Annotated in this window: 13 protein-coding genes and 1 pseudogene; 5 read left to right on the top strand and 9 right to left on the bottom strand. The window is 73.1% G+C overall.

The features are described 5' to 3' along the window. Positions 1–260 precede the first annotated feature (260 nt). The 5 genes and pseudogenes from AOK15_RS47745 to AOK15_RS33995 form a co-directional block, all read right to left on the bottom strand. Positions 261–403: CAP domain-containing protein (locus AOK15_RS47745; protein WP_240508725.1), on the bottom strand; the 143-nt coding region annotated here is incomplete at its 5' end. Between the two features lie 2 nt (positions 404–405). Beyond that, a pseudogene (locus AOK15_RS33980) lies at positions 406–1585 on the bottom strand (CAP domain-containing protein); the annotation flags it as partial. 40 nt (positions 1586–1625) lie between these two features. After that, complete coding sequence (locus AOK15_RS33985) at positions 1626–1943, bottom strand: DUF1232 domain-containing protein (protein WP_055522162.1); 318 nt, start codon at positions 1941–1943, stop codon at positions 1626–1628. Between the two features lie 90 nt (positions 1944–2033). Further along, positions 2034–2417 (bottom strand): hypothetical protein, encoded by a 384-nt coding sequence (locus AOK15_RS33990; protein WP_055522163.1) that lies wholly within the window; start codon positions 2415–2417, stop codon positions 2034–2036. Between the two features lie 269 nt (positions 2418–2686). Beyond that, positions 2687–3610: a MurR/RpiR family transcriptional regulator gene (locus tag AOK15_RS33995; protein ID WP_055522164.1), complete on the bottom strand. Its 924-nt coding sequence runs from the start codon at positions 3608–3610 to the stop codon at positions 2687–2689. Between the two features lie 311 nt (positions 3611–3921). Between AOK15_RS33995 and AOK15_RS34000 the strand changes: the two genes are divergently transcribed. Together AOK15_RS34000 and AOK15_RS34005 are read left to right on the top strand one after the other, a co-directional pair. After that, entirely contained in the window at positions 3922–4305 is a 384-nt protein-coding gene (locus AOK15_RS34000; protein WP_055522165.1) for a hypothetical protein, read from the top strand. Then, a complete protein-coding gene (locus AOK15_RS34005) occupies positions 4305–5135 on the top strand; it encodes a DUF1206 domain-containing protein (protein WP_055522166.1) in 831 nt (276 codons plus the stop codon). The genes AOK15_RS34000 and AOK15_RS34005 overlap by 1 nt, the downstream gene beginning before the upstream one ends. Before the next feature lie 7 nt (positions 5136–5142). On the opposite strand, the gene AOK15_RS34010 is transcribed toward AOK15_RS34005, so the two are convergent. Beyond that, positions 5143–6882: a cholesterol oxidase substrate-binding domain-containing protein gene (locus AOK15_RS34010; RefSeq protein WP_055522171.1), complete on the bottom strand. Its 1740-nt coding sequence runs from the start codon at positions 6880–6882 to the stop codon at positions 5143–5145. A gap of 160 nt (positions 6883–7042) precedes the next feature. Between AOK15_RS34010 and AOK15_RS34015 the strand changes: the two genes are divergently transcribed. Both AOK15_RS34015 and AOK15_RS34020 read left to right on the top strand, forming a co-directional pair. Then, positions 7043–7543, top strand: a complete 501-nt coding sequence (locus tag AOK15_RS34015) for a DUF6328 family protein (protein ID WP_055522172.1) — start codon at positions 7043–7045, stop codon at positions 7541–7543. Between the two features lie 65 nt (positions 7544–7608). Continuing rightward, entirely contained in the window at positions 7609–10809 is a 3201-nt protein-coding gene (locus tag AOK15_RS34020; RefSeq protein ID WP_055522167.1) for an amidohydrolase family protein, read from the top strand. Positions 10810–10923: 114 nt separating this feature from the next. Here AOK15_RS34020 and AOK15_RS34025 read toward each other — a convergent pair whose 3' ends face one another. Beyond that, positions 10924–11802, bottom strand: coding sequence for an alpha/beta fold hydrolase (locus AOK15_RS34025; RefSeq protein ID WP_055522168.1), 879 nt, complete (start codon positions 11800–11802; stop codon positions 10924–10926). A gap of 131 nt (positions 11803–11933) precedes the next feature. Between AOK15_RS34025 and AOK15_RS34030 the strand changes: the two genes are divergently transcribed. Then, a complete protein-coding gene (locus AOK15_RS34030) occupies positions 11934–13889 on the top strand; it encodes an AfsR/SARP family transcriptional regulator (protein WP_055522169.1) in 1956 nt (651 codons plus the stop codon). 68 nt (positions 13890–13957) lie between these two features. Here AOK15_RS34030 and AOK15_RS34035 read toward each other — a convergent pair whose 3' ends face one another. Then, complete coding sequence (locus tag AOK15_RS34035; RefSeq protein ID WP_055522170.1) at positions 13958–15181, bottom strand: 4-hydroxybenzoate 3-monooxygenase; 1224 nt, start codon at positions 15179–15181, stop codon at positions 13958–13960. A gap of 84 nt (positions 15182–15265) precedes the next feature. Beyond that, positions 15266–16276: a threonine/serine dehydratase family protein gene (locus AOK15_RS34040; protein ID WP_055522173.1), complete on the bottom strand. Its 1011-nt coding sequence runs from the start codon at positions 16274–16276 to the stop codon at positions 15266–15268. Between the last annotated feature and the right edge of the window lie 165 nt (positions 16277–16441).

Consider the following 16441-nt stretch of genomic DNA (forward strand, 5'->3'; position numbering starts at 1 on the left):
GGTGGCGTCCGGGCCCGCGGCGGTGCCGGGTGCGGGGGGCGGGGTGGCCGCCTGCGCGGGGACCGTCAGCAGGGACAACACGACCGCGCTCAGGGCAGCCGCGCTCGTGCCCAGCGTTCTCGACTTCATCTGATTCGTCTCCCGTTGCCTTCTGTCCATCGACAGGGTGCATTGGAGACCAGTGGTCACGGAGATTCAAGTAGCTGGTTGGGGTGCCGAGTTGAGCGACTCGAAAGAAGGAAAGGTACGGGGGTTCGGTTTCAACCACCGAACAGCTGGGTCCAGTAGGTGCCCGCGCCGCCACCGCCGGTGAATCCCACGCCCATATGGGTGAAGTCGGGCTTCAGGATGTTCGCGCGGTGACCCGGGCTGTTCATCCAGCCCTCCACCACCTCGGCGGCGGNNGGGTGGATCCGGCCGCCGCCGCGCGGTGCCAGGGTTCGCCGCCGTCGGGGGAGGTGTGCGCGTAGAACGCCCGCGCCACCATGTCGTCGCAGTGCGCCTGGGCCGCGACGGTGAGCAGCGGGTCGAAGGCGAGCGGGGGCAGCCCGGTGGCGGTCCGCCGGGCGTTGGTGAGGGCGATGACCTCGTCCGCCGTCCGCCGCAGTCCCTCGGCGGAGAAGGGCCGGGCCCACAGTGCGGTCCAGTAGACGGTGCCCGTGCGCGGGTCGGTCGCCTGCCCGAGTCCGGCCTCGCTGCACGCGGGCTCGCACAGGGTGCGCCGGGCCTCGGGGTCGGACAGGCAGTAGTCGACGAACTCGGCCGGGGTGCGGGGACCGGACACCAGGTGCTCGCCGACGGTCAGATAGCGGTAGCCCCCGGCGGTGACCCGCTGATGGACGGAGAGCCCGTCCGCGCCCTCCGAGTCGAGCCGGCCCTGCGCCGCCATCGCGGCGGCATGCGCCCCGGCCGCGGCCGTGAGGTACGGACTGCGTGAGACGGCGGGGGAACCGGCGGCGGCCCGGGCGGAGTTCACCAGCCCGAGGAAGCCGTCGGGGGAGGCCGCCCGTGGGGCCGTGGGCGCGGCGCCGCGCCCGCCGGTGGCCACGGTGGTACGCCTGCCTGGGGGCACCGCTCCAGGTCCGCCGCCGGGCGCGGTGGTCGCGTCCTCCTCGACATCCACCCCGAAGTCCCGTGCCACTCCCGCGAGTCCGTCCGCGTACCCCTGCCCCAGGGCCCGCAGCTTCCAGCCGGGCCCCCGGCGGTACAGCTCCGCGAGCAGCAGGACCGTCTCCCGCCGGGGGCGCGGCGGGGTGAAGCGGGCGAGAGCGCGACCGTCGGCGCCGGTGACGAACAGGGTCGGGGCGGGCAGGCCCCCGAGGGGGGTGCCCGGGTCGGCCGGGCTGATGACCACGGTGAGGCGGGTCGCTCCGGCGCGCAGCCGGGGCGGGTCCACCGTCAGGGTCCCGGCGGCGAGGCGGGCGCCCGGCGCCGCCGGCTGGTTGTAGAAGACGAAGTCGGCGTCGCCGCCGACCCGGCCCGTGTCGTCGGTGACGAGGGCGGAGACGTCGAAGGGGCCGGGCACCCTGATCGTCAGGGTGCCGTGCGGCAGGGGCACATTGCCCCCGGGTACCAGCTCGCTCATCGGGGCCGTCCGTCGCAGTGACCGTCAGCCCGACAACGTCTCACCCCCGCAGGGCGGTTCCCGTGCCGTCACCGCGCTCGGCGGCCAGGGCGTCCTGCCGTCCGGAGCGCATCGACTTCAGCGCCAGCAGCAGGACGCCGATGTCGTCGAGGTACACCGGGTCGGGCAGCACGTCCGTCGGGAGGACGAGATAGAGGACGGCACCCCAGAAGATCCACTTGGGGCCGGTGGGGAGCCCGGCCCGCTGGAGGTCGCGCCGGGTGCGCACCAGGCGCAGGAGCAGCCATACGGCCACGCCGAGGACGGCGGCCGCGGCCACCACGATCGCGACGATCACACCCCAGGTCCAGGAGTCCATCGGTCCCGCCCCTCGCTCGTGCCTGCCTCTACCCGTACCTTCTCATCGTGTGCCCGGCACGGGCGTCGCCTATCGCGAACGTCGCACGTGTCAGTGCGCGGCGCGGGCGTGGTTGTGGTCCACGAGGGCCTGGCTGACCGCCCGGATGGAGCGGGCGATGTGGTTCAGCTGCATGACCTCGGCGGCGTACATCTTGATCGTGTGCTCGATGACCGTCTCGGACATCCCGAGGCCGGGCAGCTCGGAGCGGGCGGTCTGCAGGGCCGTGCGGGCGACCCGGATCTCGTGCTGGACCTGGATCTGGGCGTGCCGGGCGAGCAGGACGGGGTGCCGCAGCATCGCCGGGTAGCTGCCATAACGCGCCGGTACCAGCTCGCGCAACCACTTGGCCGCAGACCGCTCCCAGTCGTAGCTACCGGGTGTCTTGACCTGGCACGGCCAGTCCGTGCGGATCGGCGAGGAGGTGAGGGCCATGTTCAACGCTCCGGTCTTGCATCGACGCGAAAAGAAGTCCTGCGGGTGGAGTCTGGGCGGCCCCGGTCTAGGGGATGGCCGGGGCCGCTGTACCCGGGGCGCCGTGGCGGGTAGGAGCGGACGGTCCCGGGCGGACGACGCGTCCCGGAGTTCCACCGGGCCGCGATCCGGGAGCAGTATTTATATATACCGATGAGTTTGCAAGGGCATGAAAAAATTCATGCCGGAAAAGATCTGAATAATCCCGTGCTCTCAGGAGGGGGAGGGACTCAGTCCCTGAGGAAGAACTGATGCTGCTCGGAGACCTGCTCGTACGCCTCCAGCCGGGCCTGGGTCCGTTCCGGGTCGGCGTCCGTCATGGCCTGCAGGAGGGCCGAGGACATCATCACCGGGGCGGCGTAGGAGTCGAACACCAGGCGTGAGCCGGTGCCGGTGGCGAAGACGGCGTCGGCCTCGTCGGCCAGCGGCCCGAGCCCCAGGTCGGTCACGAGGGCCACCTTCAGTCCGGCCGTGCGCGCGACCCGCAGCGCGGTGAGCGTCTCCTGCGCGTGCCGGGGCATGGAGAACGCCAGCAGCCAGGTGCCGCCCGCCTCACGGGACTGCAGCAGCGCGTCGTAGGCGACCGTGCCGCCCTTGGTCACGAGCCGGACGTCGGGGTGGATACGTCGGGCGGCGTAGGCGAAGTACTCGGCGAGGGCGCCGGAGATCCGCAGTCCGAGGACGGTCAGCGGGGTCGAGCGGGACAGGGCGCGGCCCACCTCGATCACCTGGTCGGGGTCCGCGAAGTCGCGCCGGAGGTTCTCCAGGTTCTCGATCTCGGCGTCCACGGCGGCCTGGAGTTCGTTGCTGCGGTCCGGCGCGGGGGTGCCCGGCGCGCTGCCGAGGGTGGCGAGCGCGATGGCCTGGAGCCGTTCCCGCAGCGCGGGGTAGCCGCTGAAGCCGACGGCGGCGGCGAACCGGGTGACCGAGGGCTGGCTGACGCCGACGCGGTCGGCGAGGTCCGTGATCGACAGGAACGCGGCCTCGGTGATGTGCTCGATCAGGTACTGGGCGATGCGCCGCTGACCGGGGGAGAGGCGGGGCCCGTCGAACAGCTCCCTGAGCCTGGCCGTGGGTGACGGCTCGGTCTCCTCGGCGGTCCGCCCGGACGTGATCGCTGATGCCTGCGCGCGCGCCTGTTGCGGCGATGGCACCCGCGTGTCTGCTTCGTCTCCCACGACCACTCAACATAGCCCACGGTCAGCGTGGTCACGGGCGCGTCCGGGCAGCCCTTCCGGGCCGGACGCCGGGTGCGGGGCGGGACCGCTCGGCGCGGGGTGCGGCCGGTGCGGGGCGAGGCCGCCCCACGCGGGTCCCGGTGCGCGAGCGAACCGCTCGGGTCAGGGCGGCCGGTGCGGGAGCGAACCATTCCGGCACGGCAGCCGCCGCGCGACCTGCGGGACCCCCGTTTCGGGCCCACCATGGGGGTACACGCACCCTGTCGTCCACACCAGGGAGAAGGCTCGTGACTCTGCCCCGTCTGCCCGTGTCACAGGTCGAGGTCGTGCTCTGCGACTGCTCCGCACAGGACGCCGAGCGCGTCTTCGCGTGCCTGTGCGCCCATTTCGAGTCGGACCGGCGTCTCGAGGACCCGCCGCACGAGGCCGCGAGCGGCCGACCCACCATGTGGACCGGCACCTACGACACGGCGGCCGTCCCCTCCGGCGCCGAGGAACCTCCCGCACGGCTGTCCGGCCCCGTCACCGTCGACGTGCAGGGCAGTCCGCCCGCGGTCCGGACGCTGCGGGCGGCCCTGGAGGAGAGCTACTCGGTGCGTCAGGTGGGTGTGGACGCCGGTGACCAGGAAGTGAGCCTGCAACTGCGGCTCGAAGGACGACAGGAGAGCTGATGACGGCAGTGGGGGTGGGCAGCGGGCGCGCGGCCCGCGGTTCTGTGACGGAGGGCGCCGCCCGGGCCGGGCTCACGGCGCGCGGCGTGATCTATCTGCTCGTCGGGGCGCTGGCCCTGCAGATCGCCTTCGGCGAGGGCGGACAGCAGGCGGACCGGCAGGGCGCACTGGAGGAGATGGCGGAGAAGCCGCTGGGGTCGGTCCTGCTGTGGGCCCTCGGCATCGGCGTGGTCGGCATGGCCCTGTGGCGGCTGTCGGAGGCGGTGTTCGGCGCGGCGGGCCCGGACGGCCGCAAGTGGACCAAGCGGCTGGCCTCGGCCGCGCGGTTCGTCTTCTACACCTTCGTCGCCTACTCGGTGCTGACCTTCGCGGCCGGCTCGGGCGGCGGGAGCGGCGGCGGAGGGGGCTCCAGCGACGAGCAGTCGAAGGACGTGACGGCCCGCGCCCTGGAACTCCCCGCCGGCCAGTGGCTGGTGGGCGCGGCCGGGGTTGGTGTGATCGTCGCGGGGGTCTGGATCGCCGTACGGGCCCTGATGCGCTCGTACCACAAGCACCTGCGGCTCGGTGAGATGTCGCGCCGTACCCGCCGAGGCGTCGACGTCACCGGGGTGGGCGGCGGGGTCGCGCGGGGCCTGGTCTTCGCCGCGGCGGGAGTCTTCGCCGTCCGCGCCGCCATCGACTACGAGCCGGACAAGGCCAAGGGCCTCGACGACACCCTGCGCTCCTTCGCCGACACACCCGCCGGTCCCGTGCTCCTCGCCTGTGTCGCGGCGGGCCTCGTACTCTTCGGGCTCTTCTCGTTCGCGATGGCGCGCTGGCGCCGGGTCTGAGATTCGCTCACGCGAACAACCGGTCGAGGAAGGTGTTGCCGTACACCCGGTGCGGATCGAGCCGGTCGAGGACCTGCCGGGCCCCGTCCCAGCCAGGCCCCTCGCCGTCCTCGTACGAGGCCGGGACGACGGTGCGCAGCACCTCCTCGTCGCTCCAGGCCGCCTCGTCGGTGTACCCCCAGCCCTTCGACCACTCGACGCGGGTGAGGGCGTGGCCGCCGTCGTACGTCCTGAGCAGGAACCGCTCCAGCTCACGGAAGAACGCCTCGGCGTCCGGTGTCCCCGGCAGCGTCAGCACGTCCAGCCACACCGCCGTGTCCCACTCGGGCCGGTCGGCGCGCGGCCGCAGTGCCGACAGCAGCGGGGCCCGGGCGCCGGCCACCCCGACGTCCGCCGGGTCGTCGAGGCCGGTCACCCGGATCTCGACCGAGCCGTTCACGGGGAAGCCGCCGCGCGCCGCGTACGCGGCGAGCCGCTCCCGGTAGAAGGACGTGAACTCCGCGACCACACGCTGCACCTGGCTCCGCGAGGTCAGCACCGCGTACCCGTTCGCCGTCACCCGCAGGGTCGTCGGCCTGACGTAGAGCAGCGTGTTCTTCGACGGCCCCCACAGGTCCGCCGACGCCGTGGCCACCAACCCCACCTCCGCCGCGGTCAGTTGCGCCTTGCCCAGCACCGGGGCCAGATACCAGGCGCCGTCCGACACCATCCGCCCGGCCAGGTCCGCGACGACCGTCGGCACGTTGTCCGAGAACGGGTAGTTGTACGGCGACGTCACGCGGCGGGAGGTGAGCGGGCGGGTGGGCGCCACGCTCCACACCTTCAACCAGGGGAACTCGGTGTACGGGAACCAGATCGCCTCCAGCCGCCCCGCCTCGTCCAGGAAGCTCTCGAAGGTGCGCCCTGTGCTGCCGGGCGCGGCGAACAGCTCCGCGGCGGGGATGTCGGTCCGGCTCCGGCACCGCAGCTTCGTGTCGGCACCCACCCGCAGCACGAACTCCGTGACCAGCGCCCGCCCCACATGGGTGAGCAGCGCGGCACAGTCCGCCTCGTCACGGGTGAACGTCCGCAGCACGTAACGGTCGCTGTCGGCGTCCCACACGACCGCCGTCAGCTCCAGCACGAGATTGCTGAGCGAGCCGTAGGTGTGCCCGGGCAGCCGGGTCTCCCCGTCGGCGGGTACGGCGGTGCCGTGGGCGTCGACGGCGAGGGCGCCGCCGATCGAGAGGTCCCCGGGTGCCGGACAGGCCGTCACCCCGAGGCCATGGCCCTCCAGGAAGGTGAGCAGGCACTCCAGGGTGGCGCCGGAACCCACCCGGACCGCCGCCGGGTCGGTGGACTCCAGCGACAGGCCGGTGAGGTGCCTCGTCGTGTCGACGAGCAGCACGGGCGCGCCGGACCCGGTGCCCTCGGTGACCGTCAGCGGCGACCAGCCGTGGGAGAGGCCCCGCGGGCGGATCCTCCATCCCTGCCGGCGGGCCCAGTCGACCACCGCCACGGCCTGCTCCCCGTCGGCGGGCGCGCACGCCCACAGCCCGGACGCGGTGATCTCGCCGACCCAGTTGCGGTACGCGGAGCGGTACAGCTCCACGTCCTCGGGGAAGCCGGGCAGCTCGGCCGCCGCCGAGGCCGGGTCCTGGCGGACGAACTGCGGCGTCAGCGCGAACGCGGCGGTGCCGAGGAGGAACCCGCGACGGGACCGCGGCGCGGGCCGCTCGGGCTCGGGTGGGACGGCGTCGGCCGGCATGTCGGTGGTCACGTGATCACGCTAGGCGGGAGGGGTGAACATATGACCGATCGGCCCAGCGGATTCACTCGTGCGAGTGAAGCGCTGGGTCTTCCCGCTTGTCGGTGCCGGGCCGGGCGCCATCCAGAAGAGGGAACACCGACCGAGCCTGGAGGACGCCGTGCCCGGCACCGACAACGGATACGCCACTCCCGAGCGGGGCCGCGACGAGACGGCGGACGAACGCGCAGACCGCCGCTGGGGCGAACTCATCCAGGAGGTCCGGGTCGCCCAGACCGGCGTGCAGATCCTCTTCGGATTCCTGCTCACCGTCGTGTTCACCCCGCGCTACGCACAGCTGGAACAGACCGAGCGGACCATCTACATCGTGACCGTCGTCCTCGGCGCCGCCGCCACCGGCGCCCTCATCGGCCCCGTCTCCTTCCACCGGATCGTCGCCGGCCGCCGCATCAAGCCGGCCGCCGTGCTGTGGGCGGCCCGGCTGACCGTGATCGGCCTGATCCTGCTGCTCGCCACGATGACCGCCGCACTGCTGCTGATCCTGCGCGTGGCCACCGACGACGGCTATGTGCCCTGGCTGGTGGCGTGTGTGCTCGTCTGGTACCTGCTGTGCTGGTTCGCGCTGCCGGCCTGGATCCGCCACCGTCATTCCGGCGGGTGACATCCGTGACTGGCGCGAATGGTGGTGTTGCCGCTGGGGCGCGTGGTACGCCAGCGTGACGTGTCATGGACCCTGACCGCAGCAGCTCCACCCCGCCCCTGACCCGCCGTCAACTCCTCGCCGCGGGCGGCGCCGCAGCGGTCCTCGGCGCCGCCGCCACGACCACCCCCGCCGACGCCCGTGACCGAGCGGCGGCCGCCACCGCCCTCACCTTCACCCGGGCCACCAACGGCTCGGCCACCCTCGCACCCGGCGGCGACACGCTGATCGCCGAGGTCCAGAGCGGACTGTGGTCCCTGCCCCGAGGCGGCGGCAAGGCGGTCCCCCTCACCCCGGCGGGACTGGAACCCAACCGGCCCACGTACTCCCCGGACGGCACTCTCGTCGCGTTCTGCGCCTACCGGGACGGCGGCTTCCACCTGTGGACCATGTGCCCCGACGGCTCCGGCCTGCGGCAGCGCACCGACGGCCCCTGGGACGACCGCGGCCCGGCCTGGTCGCCCGACGGCACCCGTATCGCCTTCGGCTCCGAACGCGGCGGCGACCCCGTCACCGGCAGCCCGTACCGGATCCACGTCCTGGACCTGGCCACCGGGGACATCACCCGCGTCACCGGCCTCCCCGGCCAGGACGGCCCGCTCCAGGACGGCGCATGGGAGGACTTCGACCCCACCTGGTCACCCGACGGCCGCCGCCTGCTGTTCGTCCGTGCCAGGGTCGTCACCTTGGCCGCGGGCACCGGCGTCGAGTCCCGGACCGTCGCCGCCGTGGCCGCCGACGGCACCGGCCCCGTCGCCGTCGAGCACACCGAGACCGAGGCCGCGCAGGTCATGACGCCCGCCCTCGCCCCCGACGGCCGCCGCCTCGCCTACCTGCGCACCACCGCATCACCCAACGGCTCGTGCACCCTCGTCGTCGACGGCCGGCCGGTCCGCGTCGGCGGCGACATCGCCCCCGTACCGCCGCGCTGGACATCCGACGGGGCCCTGCTGATCACCCTGGACGGACAGTTCACCCTGCTGCGCCCCGACCACCCCGACGAGCCCGACACCATCCCCTTCGAGGGCGTCCTCCCCGTCGACCGGCCGCGCTACCGCGTCAAGGAGTACGACCTCGGGGAGGCCCGGGTCCGGCCCGTGCGCGGCATCCACCTGCCCGCCCTGTCGCCCGACGGGCGGAGCGTCGCGTTCGCCGCCCTCAACGCGCTCTGGCTGGCCGGCACCTCGGGCGGACGCCCCCCGAAGCGGCTGCGGACGTCGCCGCCGACCCGCTACCTCCTCGCGCCCTCCTGGTCCCGTGACGGGCGCTCCCTCGTCTACGCCGACGACCGCGACGGCCTGCTCGGCGTGTACCGGCACGACCTCGCCACCGGCGAGGAGACCGCCCTCGCGACCGGCGGCCGTGTCATGCCCGCCCTCTCACCCGACGGACGCCGGCTGGCCTGCCTCGACCTGACCGGGCGCCTCGTCGTCCGCGACCTCGCGAGCGGCGAGGAACGCGTCCTGGCCACCCCTCTCGGCGGTGGCGGGCTGCCCGGCAGGCCGTCCTGGTCGCCCGACGGCAGGTACCTCGCCCTGTGCGACCGCAACCGTCTCGGCGCCCGCTTCCGGGAGGGCTACAACCTCATCCGCGTCGTCGACACCACGACCGGCGCCGACCGGCTGCACGCCGTCGCCCCGCACACCTCCATCGCCGACCGCTACGACTCCGGGCCCGTCTGGTCGCCCGACGGCCGCTGGATGGCCGTGATCGTCGAGTCCGCGCTGTGCCTGCTGCCGGTCGCCGCCGACGGCACCCCGCGCGGCGAACTCCGCACCCTCACCACCGACCCCGCCGACCACCCCACCTGGTCCGGCGACTCCCGGACCCTCCTGCACCTGTCCGGCACCCGGCTCCGCCTCCTCGACATCGCCGACGGCCGCACCCGCACCGTCCACGTGCCCCTCGACCGCTCCCGGACCACCCCCGCCGACACCGTCGTCCACGCCGGGCGGCTCTGGGACGGCACCGGCGACACCGTCCGCGAGGACGTCGACATCGTCGTCCGCGGCGGCCGCGTCACCGCCGTGGAACCCCACCGGGCCGGCCGACGGGCCGCCCTCCGCCGGGTCGACGCCTCCACGCACACCGTGCTCCCCGGCCTGTGGGACACCCACACCCACCCCTGGCACAGCACCTACGGCAGCCGCCAGGCCGCCGGGCAGCTCACCTACGGCGTCACCACCGCCGTCTCCCTCGGCGGCTTCGCCTACGAGCAGATCCGCATCCGCGAGGAGGTCGCCGCCGGCCGGCTCGCCGGGCCCCGGCTGCTCACCACCGGGGAACTCCTCGACGGCGCGCGCGTCGCGTACAGCATGGGACGCGCCCACCGCACCAGGGCGGGCCTGAGGCGCTCGCTGGAGCGGGGCGCCGCGCTCGACTGGGACTTCGTCAAGACCTACGTCCGGGCGCCCGGCTGGGTGATGAGCGAGGCGGCGCGCTTCGCCCACGAACGGCTCGGCGTACGCACCGGAAGCCATCTGCTGTCCCCCGGCGTCCAGCTCGGCCAGGACCTCACCACCCATCTCCAGGCCACCCAGCGCGCCGAGTTCGGGCACGCCATCACCACCACCGGGCGCGCCCACCAGGACGTGGAGGAGGTCTACAGCGCCCACGGCGTCGGCTTCTCCCTCATCGCCACACCCTTCACCGCCGCCCCGCTCCTCGGCGCGGACCCCGCCCTCGCCGACGACCCGCGGGTCACCGTCGTGATGCCCCCGTGGGACGCCCTCTCCGTACAGCAGTCCGCGGCCACCCCGCCGACGCCCGCCCAACTCGCCGCGCTGAGCACCGAGACCGACGTGTACCGGCGGATACTCGCAGCCGGCGGCCTGGTGGCCCTCGGCACCGACCAGCCGCTCGGCCCCGTCGGTCTCTTCCTCCACCTCGCGCTGCGCGCCCTGCACGCCGGGGGCCTCAGCCCCGCCGAGACCCTGCGCACGGCGACCGTCATGCCGGCCCGGCTGTTCGGTCTCGACGACCACCTCGGCACCGTCGAACCGGGCAGGCTCGCCGATCTGACCGTCGTCGACGGTGACCCCTTCACCGACTTCGACAGCCTCGTACGGACGGTGGCCGTCCTCCGCGGCGGCACCCACCACACCACCGAGGACCTGGTGGCCGCGTACCGGCCGACCGCACGCCGGGCGAGGGCCGCCGAGAGCGAGGAGCACTGGCTGGAGGTGGGCCGGCTGATGCGCAGGGACGGGTGCTGCGACGCCCACTGAGCGACCACGGTGACGGGACCCCCGGTCGTAGGAGGACTGGACGTTGGTGACGCCGCCCCGCGAGCCGTGCAGGCCGGCTTCGCCGAACCCGCGCCGGCGGCCCCTCCGCGGCGATCACCGCTTCACCAGGTTCAGGATCAGCGTGGCGATGTCCTCCGGAGCCTCCTCGGCCATGAAGTGGCCCGCGTGGGTGGTGAAGTGCTCAAGGTCGGTGGCCCACGGCCGCCAGGTCGCGGTGGCGTCGAACCCCAGCTGCCGGCCCCAGTCCTGCTGGACGACCGTCACCGGCATGGTGAGCCGGTTGCCGGCGTCGAGGTCGGCCTGGTCATGTTCGATGTCGACGGTCGCGGTGGCGCGGTAGTCGGCGACGATCGACGGAACGGCGTCCCGGCTGGCGCGAACGTACTCGGCGCGCACCTCCGCCGGGATCGCCTCGGAACTCGTGGACCAGGCATCGAGAAAGTGGCCGAAGAACGTGTCGGCGCTGCCCGCGATCATCTGCTCGGGCAGACCCGGCGGCTGGGCCATCAGATACAGGTGGAAGGCCACCGCCGCGTTGACGCCATGGAGGACGTTCCAGGTGTCCAGAGTCGGAACGATGTCCAGGATTCCCAGGTGACTGATCCGATTCGGGTGATCAAGGCCGGCCCTGAAGGCAACGTGCGCGCCGCGGTCGTGCCCGACCAGCGCGAACCGGTCGAACCCGAGTGCGTCAGCCAAACCGACGATGTCTGCGGCCATCGTCCGCTTCGCGTAGGTGTCCTCGGCGACCGCTTCCGGCTTGCTGCTGGCGCCGTAACCGCGAAGATCGGGACAGACCACGGTGTGGTGCTCGGCCAGGAGGGGAGAGACATACCGCCACATCAGGTGGGTCTCGGGAAAGCCGTGGAGCAGCACGACGGCCGGTCCTTCTCCGCCGACCGCCGCGTTCAGCTCCACGCCGTCAGCCACACCGATCGACCTGGTCTCGAACCCCGGAATGCTGATGCCCATCGTTGTCGTCTCCTTCTCCCGGACGTGTGAGTCTCTGCGCCGCTCACACGTGGACGCATGAACGAGACGAGGATCAAAGAGCCGGGTCAGCAGTGGATCAGCAGTAGCCCGGATCCGACGACAATGAGGACATGGAGATCCTCGTCAAGGTGCTCGGGCCGATCGAGGTCACGGATGCCGAGGGCCGCCCTGTGCCGGTGGGCAGCCGGCGTCGCCGCGAGCTTCTGGGACGGCTGGTCGCGGCCGGCGGCCGGGCCGTCCCGCTTCCCGTGCTGCTCGATGATCTCTGGGAGGACCCTCCGCCCGCAGCGGCCGGGACGGTCCGCACCTTCGTCGCCGAGCTCCGCCGCGCCCTGGAACCCGATCGTCCTCCGCGAACCCGGTCGCACACCATCGAGACCGTCGGTACCGGATACGCCTTGCGGATTCCTCGGGCACACGTCGACGCCCACCGGTTCGAGGACACCCTCCGGGCCACGCACGACGCGCCCAGCGGCCAGGCTGCCCGCGCGCTGAGCGAAGCGCTCTCATGGTGGCGGGGAGAGCCGTACGCGGACCTCGACGCCTCACCCTGGCTGACGCCGGAGCGCGCCCGGCTGGCAGAACTTCACCGTCAAGCCGTCGAGCTGCGCGCCCGAGCGATGCTCGACCTCGGACGTGGCGCGCCCCTTCTCCCGGAGCTGGAGGCTTTCGCCACCGCGCACCCGTGGCGGGAGCACGCCTGGGTGCTGGTCGCCCATGCTCTGTACCAGGCCGGCCGCCAGGTCGACGCGCTGGCCTCGCTGCGTGAGGCGCGAGCCAGGCTGCTGGACCGGTTCGGACTGGAATCGGCGGACAGCCTCGACCATCTCGAACGCGACATCCTCCGGCACGCTCCGCACCTCACGCCCGCGCCCCGGGACGAGGACCGGCTGCGCCTGCTCACGCGCACAGAAGCGACGGGGACCTACACCCGGCTGCGCTCGATGAGCACCGTGGCCAGGGCCGCCGCGGTCACAGGCGGCACCAACCTGATACTTGCCCAGGAACAACGCGCCGCGGCAGTCGCGGAAGCGGAACGGACCGAAGACCCCGTCCTCACCGCCCGCGTGATCGCGGCGTACGACGTCCCCACCATCTGGACGCGCGCCGACGATCCCGGACGGTCCGAGGTCCTGGTCGCGACCACTCGGCGCACTCTGCACCGACTGGGACCAGGGGCTCCACCCGCACTTCGAGCACGTCTCCTCGCCACCATCGGGCTCGAGCATCGCGGAACCCGAGACCGCTGGGCCCTCGAGGCGGCGACCGAAGCCGAACAACTGGCCCGAGACCTCCAGGACCCCGGCGTGCTGGTACTCGCGCTCAACGCCCGATTCGTGCAGTCCTTCCAGCGCCCCGGGCGCACCGGCGAACGCGACGTGATCGCCGACGAGCTCATCGATCTCTCCTCGCGGCATGATCTCCCGATGTTCGAGATCCTCGGCCATCTGATCAAGATCCAGGTCGGCGCGGCCCGCGGTGACAACGAGACCGCGCGACAACACGTCGTGGCGGCCGGGCGGCTCGCCGCCATGCACGAGACCCCGCTCGTCGACGTTCTGACCGCCGCCTTCCGGACCATGCAGCTGGCAGAGCGCCCCGCCGACCCCGACGACCCCGACGAGGTCGCTCACGCCTATCGCGCCGTAGCCGCCGACCTGGCCGGCGCCGGCATGCCCGGGGTGGAAGCCGGCATGCTCCCGCTCGCGCTCCTCTCACTGCGCATGCGCCACCGACGCCCCGCGCCGACGGACCCCACTCTCGACTGGGGCCCGTACCGCCCCTGGGCCCAGCCGCTCCTCCACCTCGCCGACGGCGACGTCGTCGCGGCCCGCGAGGCCGCCGCCGTCCTGCCCAGACCCCCTGCTGACCACCTGTACGACGCGCTCTGGGCCGTCAACGCACATACGGCGATCCTGCTCCAGGACGCATCACTCGCCACACAAGCGCACGACGCCCTCTCCCCGCTGCGCGGCGAGATCGCGGGCGGAACAACCGCCATGATCGGCTTCGGCCCTGTCGACGACATCCTGGCCGCCCTCGATCAGTACCTCGTTCGGCGATGACGCCCACCCCTCGAACCGAGTCGCCGCCCGTTGCCCGGCGCCCACAACGTCCAGCCCCGCACCACCACCTAGTGGTCGGTGTCCTTGCCGATGAACAGGTCGGCGAACGTCGACGCGGCGGCGGGGGAGTGCAGCAGGCGCCGCAGCCTGGCCTTCGCCGCCCCCGCCCGGAAGGGGTCACCGGACGACGGGCCGTGCAGCAGCTCCGCCAGCCACTGCGAGAACTCCTGGTAGTGCCACACTCTCCGCAGACAGGTCGCCGAGTATCCCCGCAGCCCGCTGTCGTCGCCCCGGACCAGACACGCCGCGAAGGCGTCCGCGAGCAGCAGCGCGTCGTGCAGGGCCAGGTTCATGCCCTTCGCGGCGATCGGCGCGACCAGGTGGGCGGCGTCGCCCGCCAGGTACAGCCGCCCGTACGCCATCGGCTCGGTGACGTAGTTGTGCATGTCGAGGACCCGCTTCTCGACCAGGGGCCCCTCCGCGAGCGGCTCGGCGCCGGTCACCGCCAGCCGGGTGTGCAGCTCGGACCAGACCCGGTCGTCCGGCCAGTTCGCCGGGTCGTCGCCGACCGGGACCTCCAGGTAGTAGCGGGTGACCTCCGGGCCGCGCGCCATGTGCCCGGCGAAGCCCCGCGGATGGACACCGAGGATCACACAGTCCGACGACGGCGGGGCCTCGGCGAGCAGCGCCAGCCAGCCGACGCCGTGGTCATGGCGGGCCACGGTCGCGTGCCCGGTCGGGAGCGCTGTCCGGGTGACCCCGCGCGCGCCGTCGCAGCCCGCGACGAGATCGCAGTGCATCAGCCGCCGTTCACCCGTCGCGCCGTCCGTGTACGACACCGAGGGCTGCTCGCCGTCGATGTCGTGCAGCTCCACCTCGCGCACGCCGAAGCGGATGTCGCCGCCCCGGACGTCCGCGTACTCCCGCACCAGATCCGTGACCAGCAGCGGCTGCGGATACACGTAGTGGTGGTGCCCGGTGATCTCCGTGTACGGGAAGCGCCGCCGCTCGCCGTCGTAGCGGAACTCGAACTCGGTGTGCACGGGCGCCCGTTCCACGAGCCGGTCGGCCAACCCCCGCCGCTCCAGCGCGCGGACCGCCCACTCCTCCAGGAACCCGGCACGCGGTCGCCGCTCGATGAACTCCCGGCTCTCGGTCTCCAGCACCACGCAGTCCACGTCCGCGGCGCGCAGGACGCTTCCGACGGTGAGCCCGGCCGGCCCCGCTCCGACGATGACGACGGCGGTGCGTTCGACGGCGGGGGAGACCGGTGACGGGGTGGGGGTGGTCATCCGGGCATTATGCCGGGAGCCCGCACGGATGCCGTCAACTGCCCTGACGGACAAGCCCGTTGACGTACACGGCAAGGATCGGCGTCACAGCCCGAAGCGCCGCGTCCATTCCGTGATGTCCGCGGGGGTCGTGTTGCCGCCGCACACCACCAGGCCGAGCCGGGCCCCCTCACCCACCCGTTCCACGACCTGCCGGGTGGCGGGCAGCAGACAGCCGGCGGCGGGTTCCGCCCACACCTTGGCGTGCTCGGCCAGGTCGAGGACACCGCGGACCGCCTCCGCGTCCGGGACCACCAGGACGTCCTCGACGAGCGCGGACACATGGTCGTAGGTGAGACGGGAGGCGGAGGGCGCGCTGAGCGTGGTGACGATCGAGGACAGGTCGACGGTGACGGGGCCGCCCGCCGCCAGGGCCTCGCTCATGCAGGTGGCGCCCTCGGTCTCCACACCCCAGACGCGCACCTTCGGCCGCAGCGCCCTGAACGCCGCGGCGACACCGGAGATCAGACCGCCCCCGCCGATGCTGACGAGCACGTCCGTCACCTCCCCGGCGCCGCCCGCGGCCCCGGCGGGCCCTGAGGCTCCGGCGTCCCGCGTGGCCCCGGTGTCCTCGGCGAACTCCAGGCCGACGGTGCCCTGACCGGCGATCACCACCTCGTCGTCGAACGGGTGGACGAGGGTGAGGCCCTCGGCCCGCAACCGCTCCGTGAGCGCGAACGCCTCCGCCATGCCGTCCGTGAGCCGCAGCGACGCGCCGGACGCCTCGACGAGGTCCGTGGACCGCTTGGGCGCGGTCCGGGACATCACCACGGTCGCCTTGATGTGCAGGGCCGCCGCCATGTGGGCCAGGGCGATGCCGTGGTTGCCGCCGCTCACCGCGACCACGCCCGCGGCCCGCTCCTCCTCGGTCAGCGACAACAGCTTCGCGGTGGCGCCGCGGGCCTTGAAGGAGCCGGTGCGCTGCAACAGCTCCAGCTTGGCGGTCACCGGCACGCCGAGGAACGCGCTGAGCCCCGGGCTCCGTACCGTCGGTGTCCGCACGACGTGATCCGCGATCCGTTCGGCCGCCGCCCGGATCTCGGAGATCCCGATCAACTCACCCACCCCGCTCCACGAAGCCGTCGCCGACGCCGGCCGGGCCGACGTACTGCCTCGACCTTGATCCACGATGGCGCCGAGGTCAAGCGCCGTCGGGTGACCGGGCCGTGCGCCGACAGGGGATCAGTAGGGTGGGGCCGGGGCGGGCGTCGCGCCAAGGGT

Origin of the sequence: Streptomyces ossamyceticus (assembly GCF_001418475.1) — a bacterium.
Taxonomy (GTDB): domain Bacteria; phylum Actinomycetota; class Actinomycetes; order Streptomycetales; family Streptomycetaceae; genus Streptomyces; species Streptomyces ossamyceticus.

Coding starts and splice junctions, on each gene's coding strand:
- AOK15_RS33985 (WP_055522162.1), bottom strand. CDS start 1,943: ATGGACTCCTGGACCTGGGGTGTGATCGTCGCGATCGTGGTGGCCGCG.
- AOK15_RS33990 (WP_055522163.1), bottom strand. CDS start 2,417: ATGGCCCTCACCTCCTCGCCGATCCGCACGGACTGGCCGTGCCAGGTC.
- AOK15_RS34005 (WP_055522166.1), top strand. CDS start 4,305: ATGACGGCAGTGGGGGTGGGCAGCGGGCGCGCGGCCCGCGGTTCTGTG.
- AOK15_RS34010 (WP_055522171.1), bottom strand. CDS start 6,882: ATGCCGGCCGACGCCGTCCCACCCGAGCCCGAGCGGCCCGCGCCGCGG.
- AOK15_RS34020 (WP_055522167.1), top strand. CDS start 7,609: ATGGACCCTGACCGCAGCAGCTCCACCCCGCCCCTGACCCGCCGTCAA.
- AOK15_RS34025 (WP_055522168.1), bottom strand. CDS start 11,802: ATGGGCATCAGCATTCCGGGGTTCGAGACCAGGTCGATCGGTGTGGCT.
- AOK15_RS34030 (WP_055522169.1), top strand. CDS start 11,934: ATGGAGATCCTCGTCAAGGTGCTCGGGCCGATCGAGGTCACGGATGCC.
- AOK15_RS34035 (WP_055522170.1), bottom strand. CDS start 15,181: ATGACCACCCCCACCCCGTCACCGGTCTCCCCCGCCGTCGAACGCACC.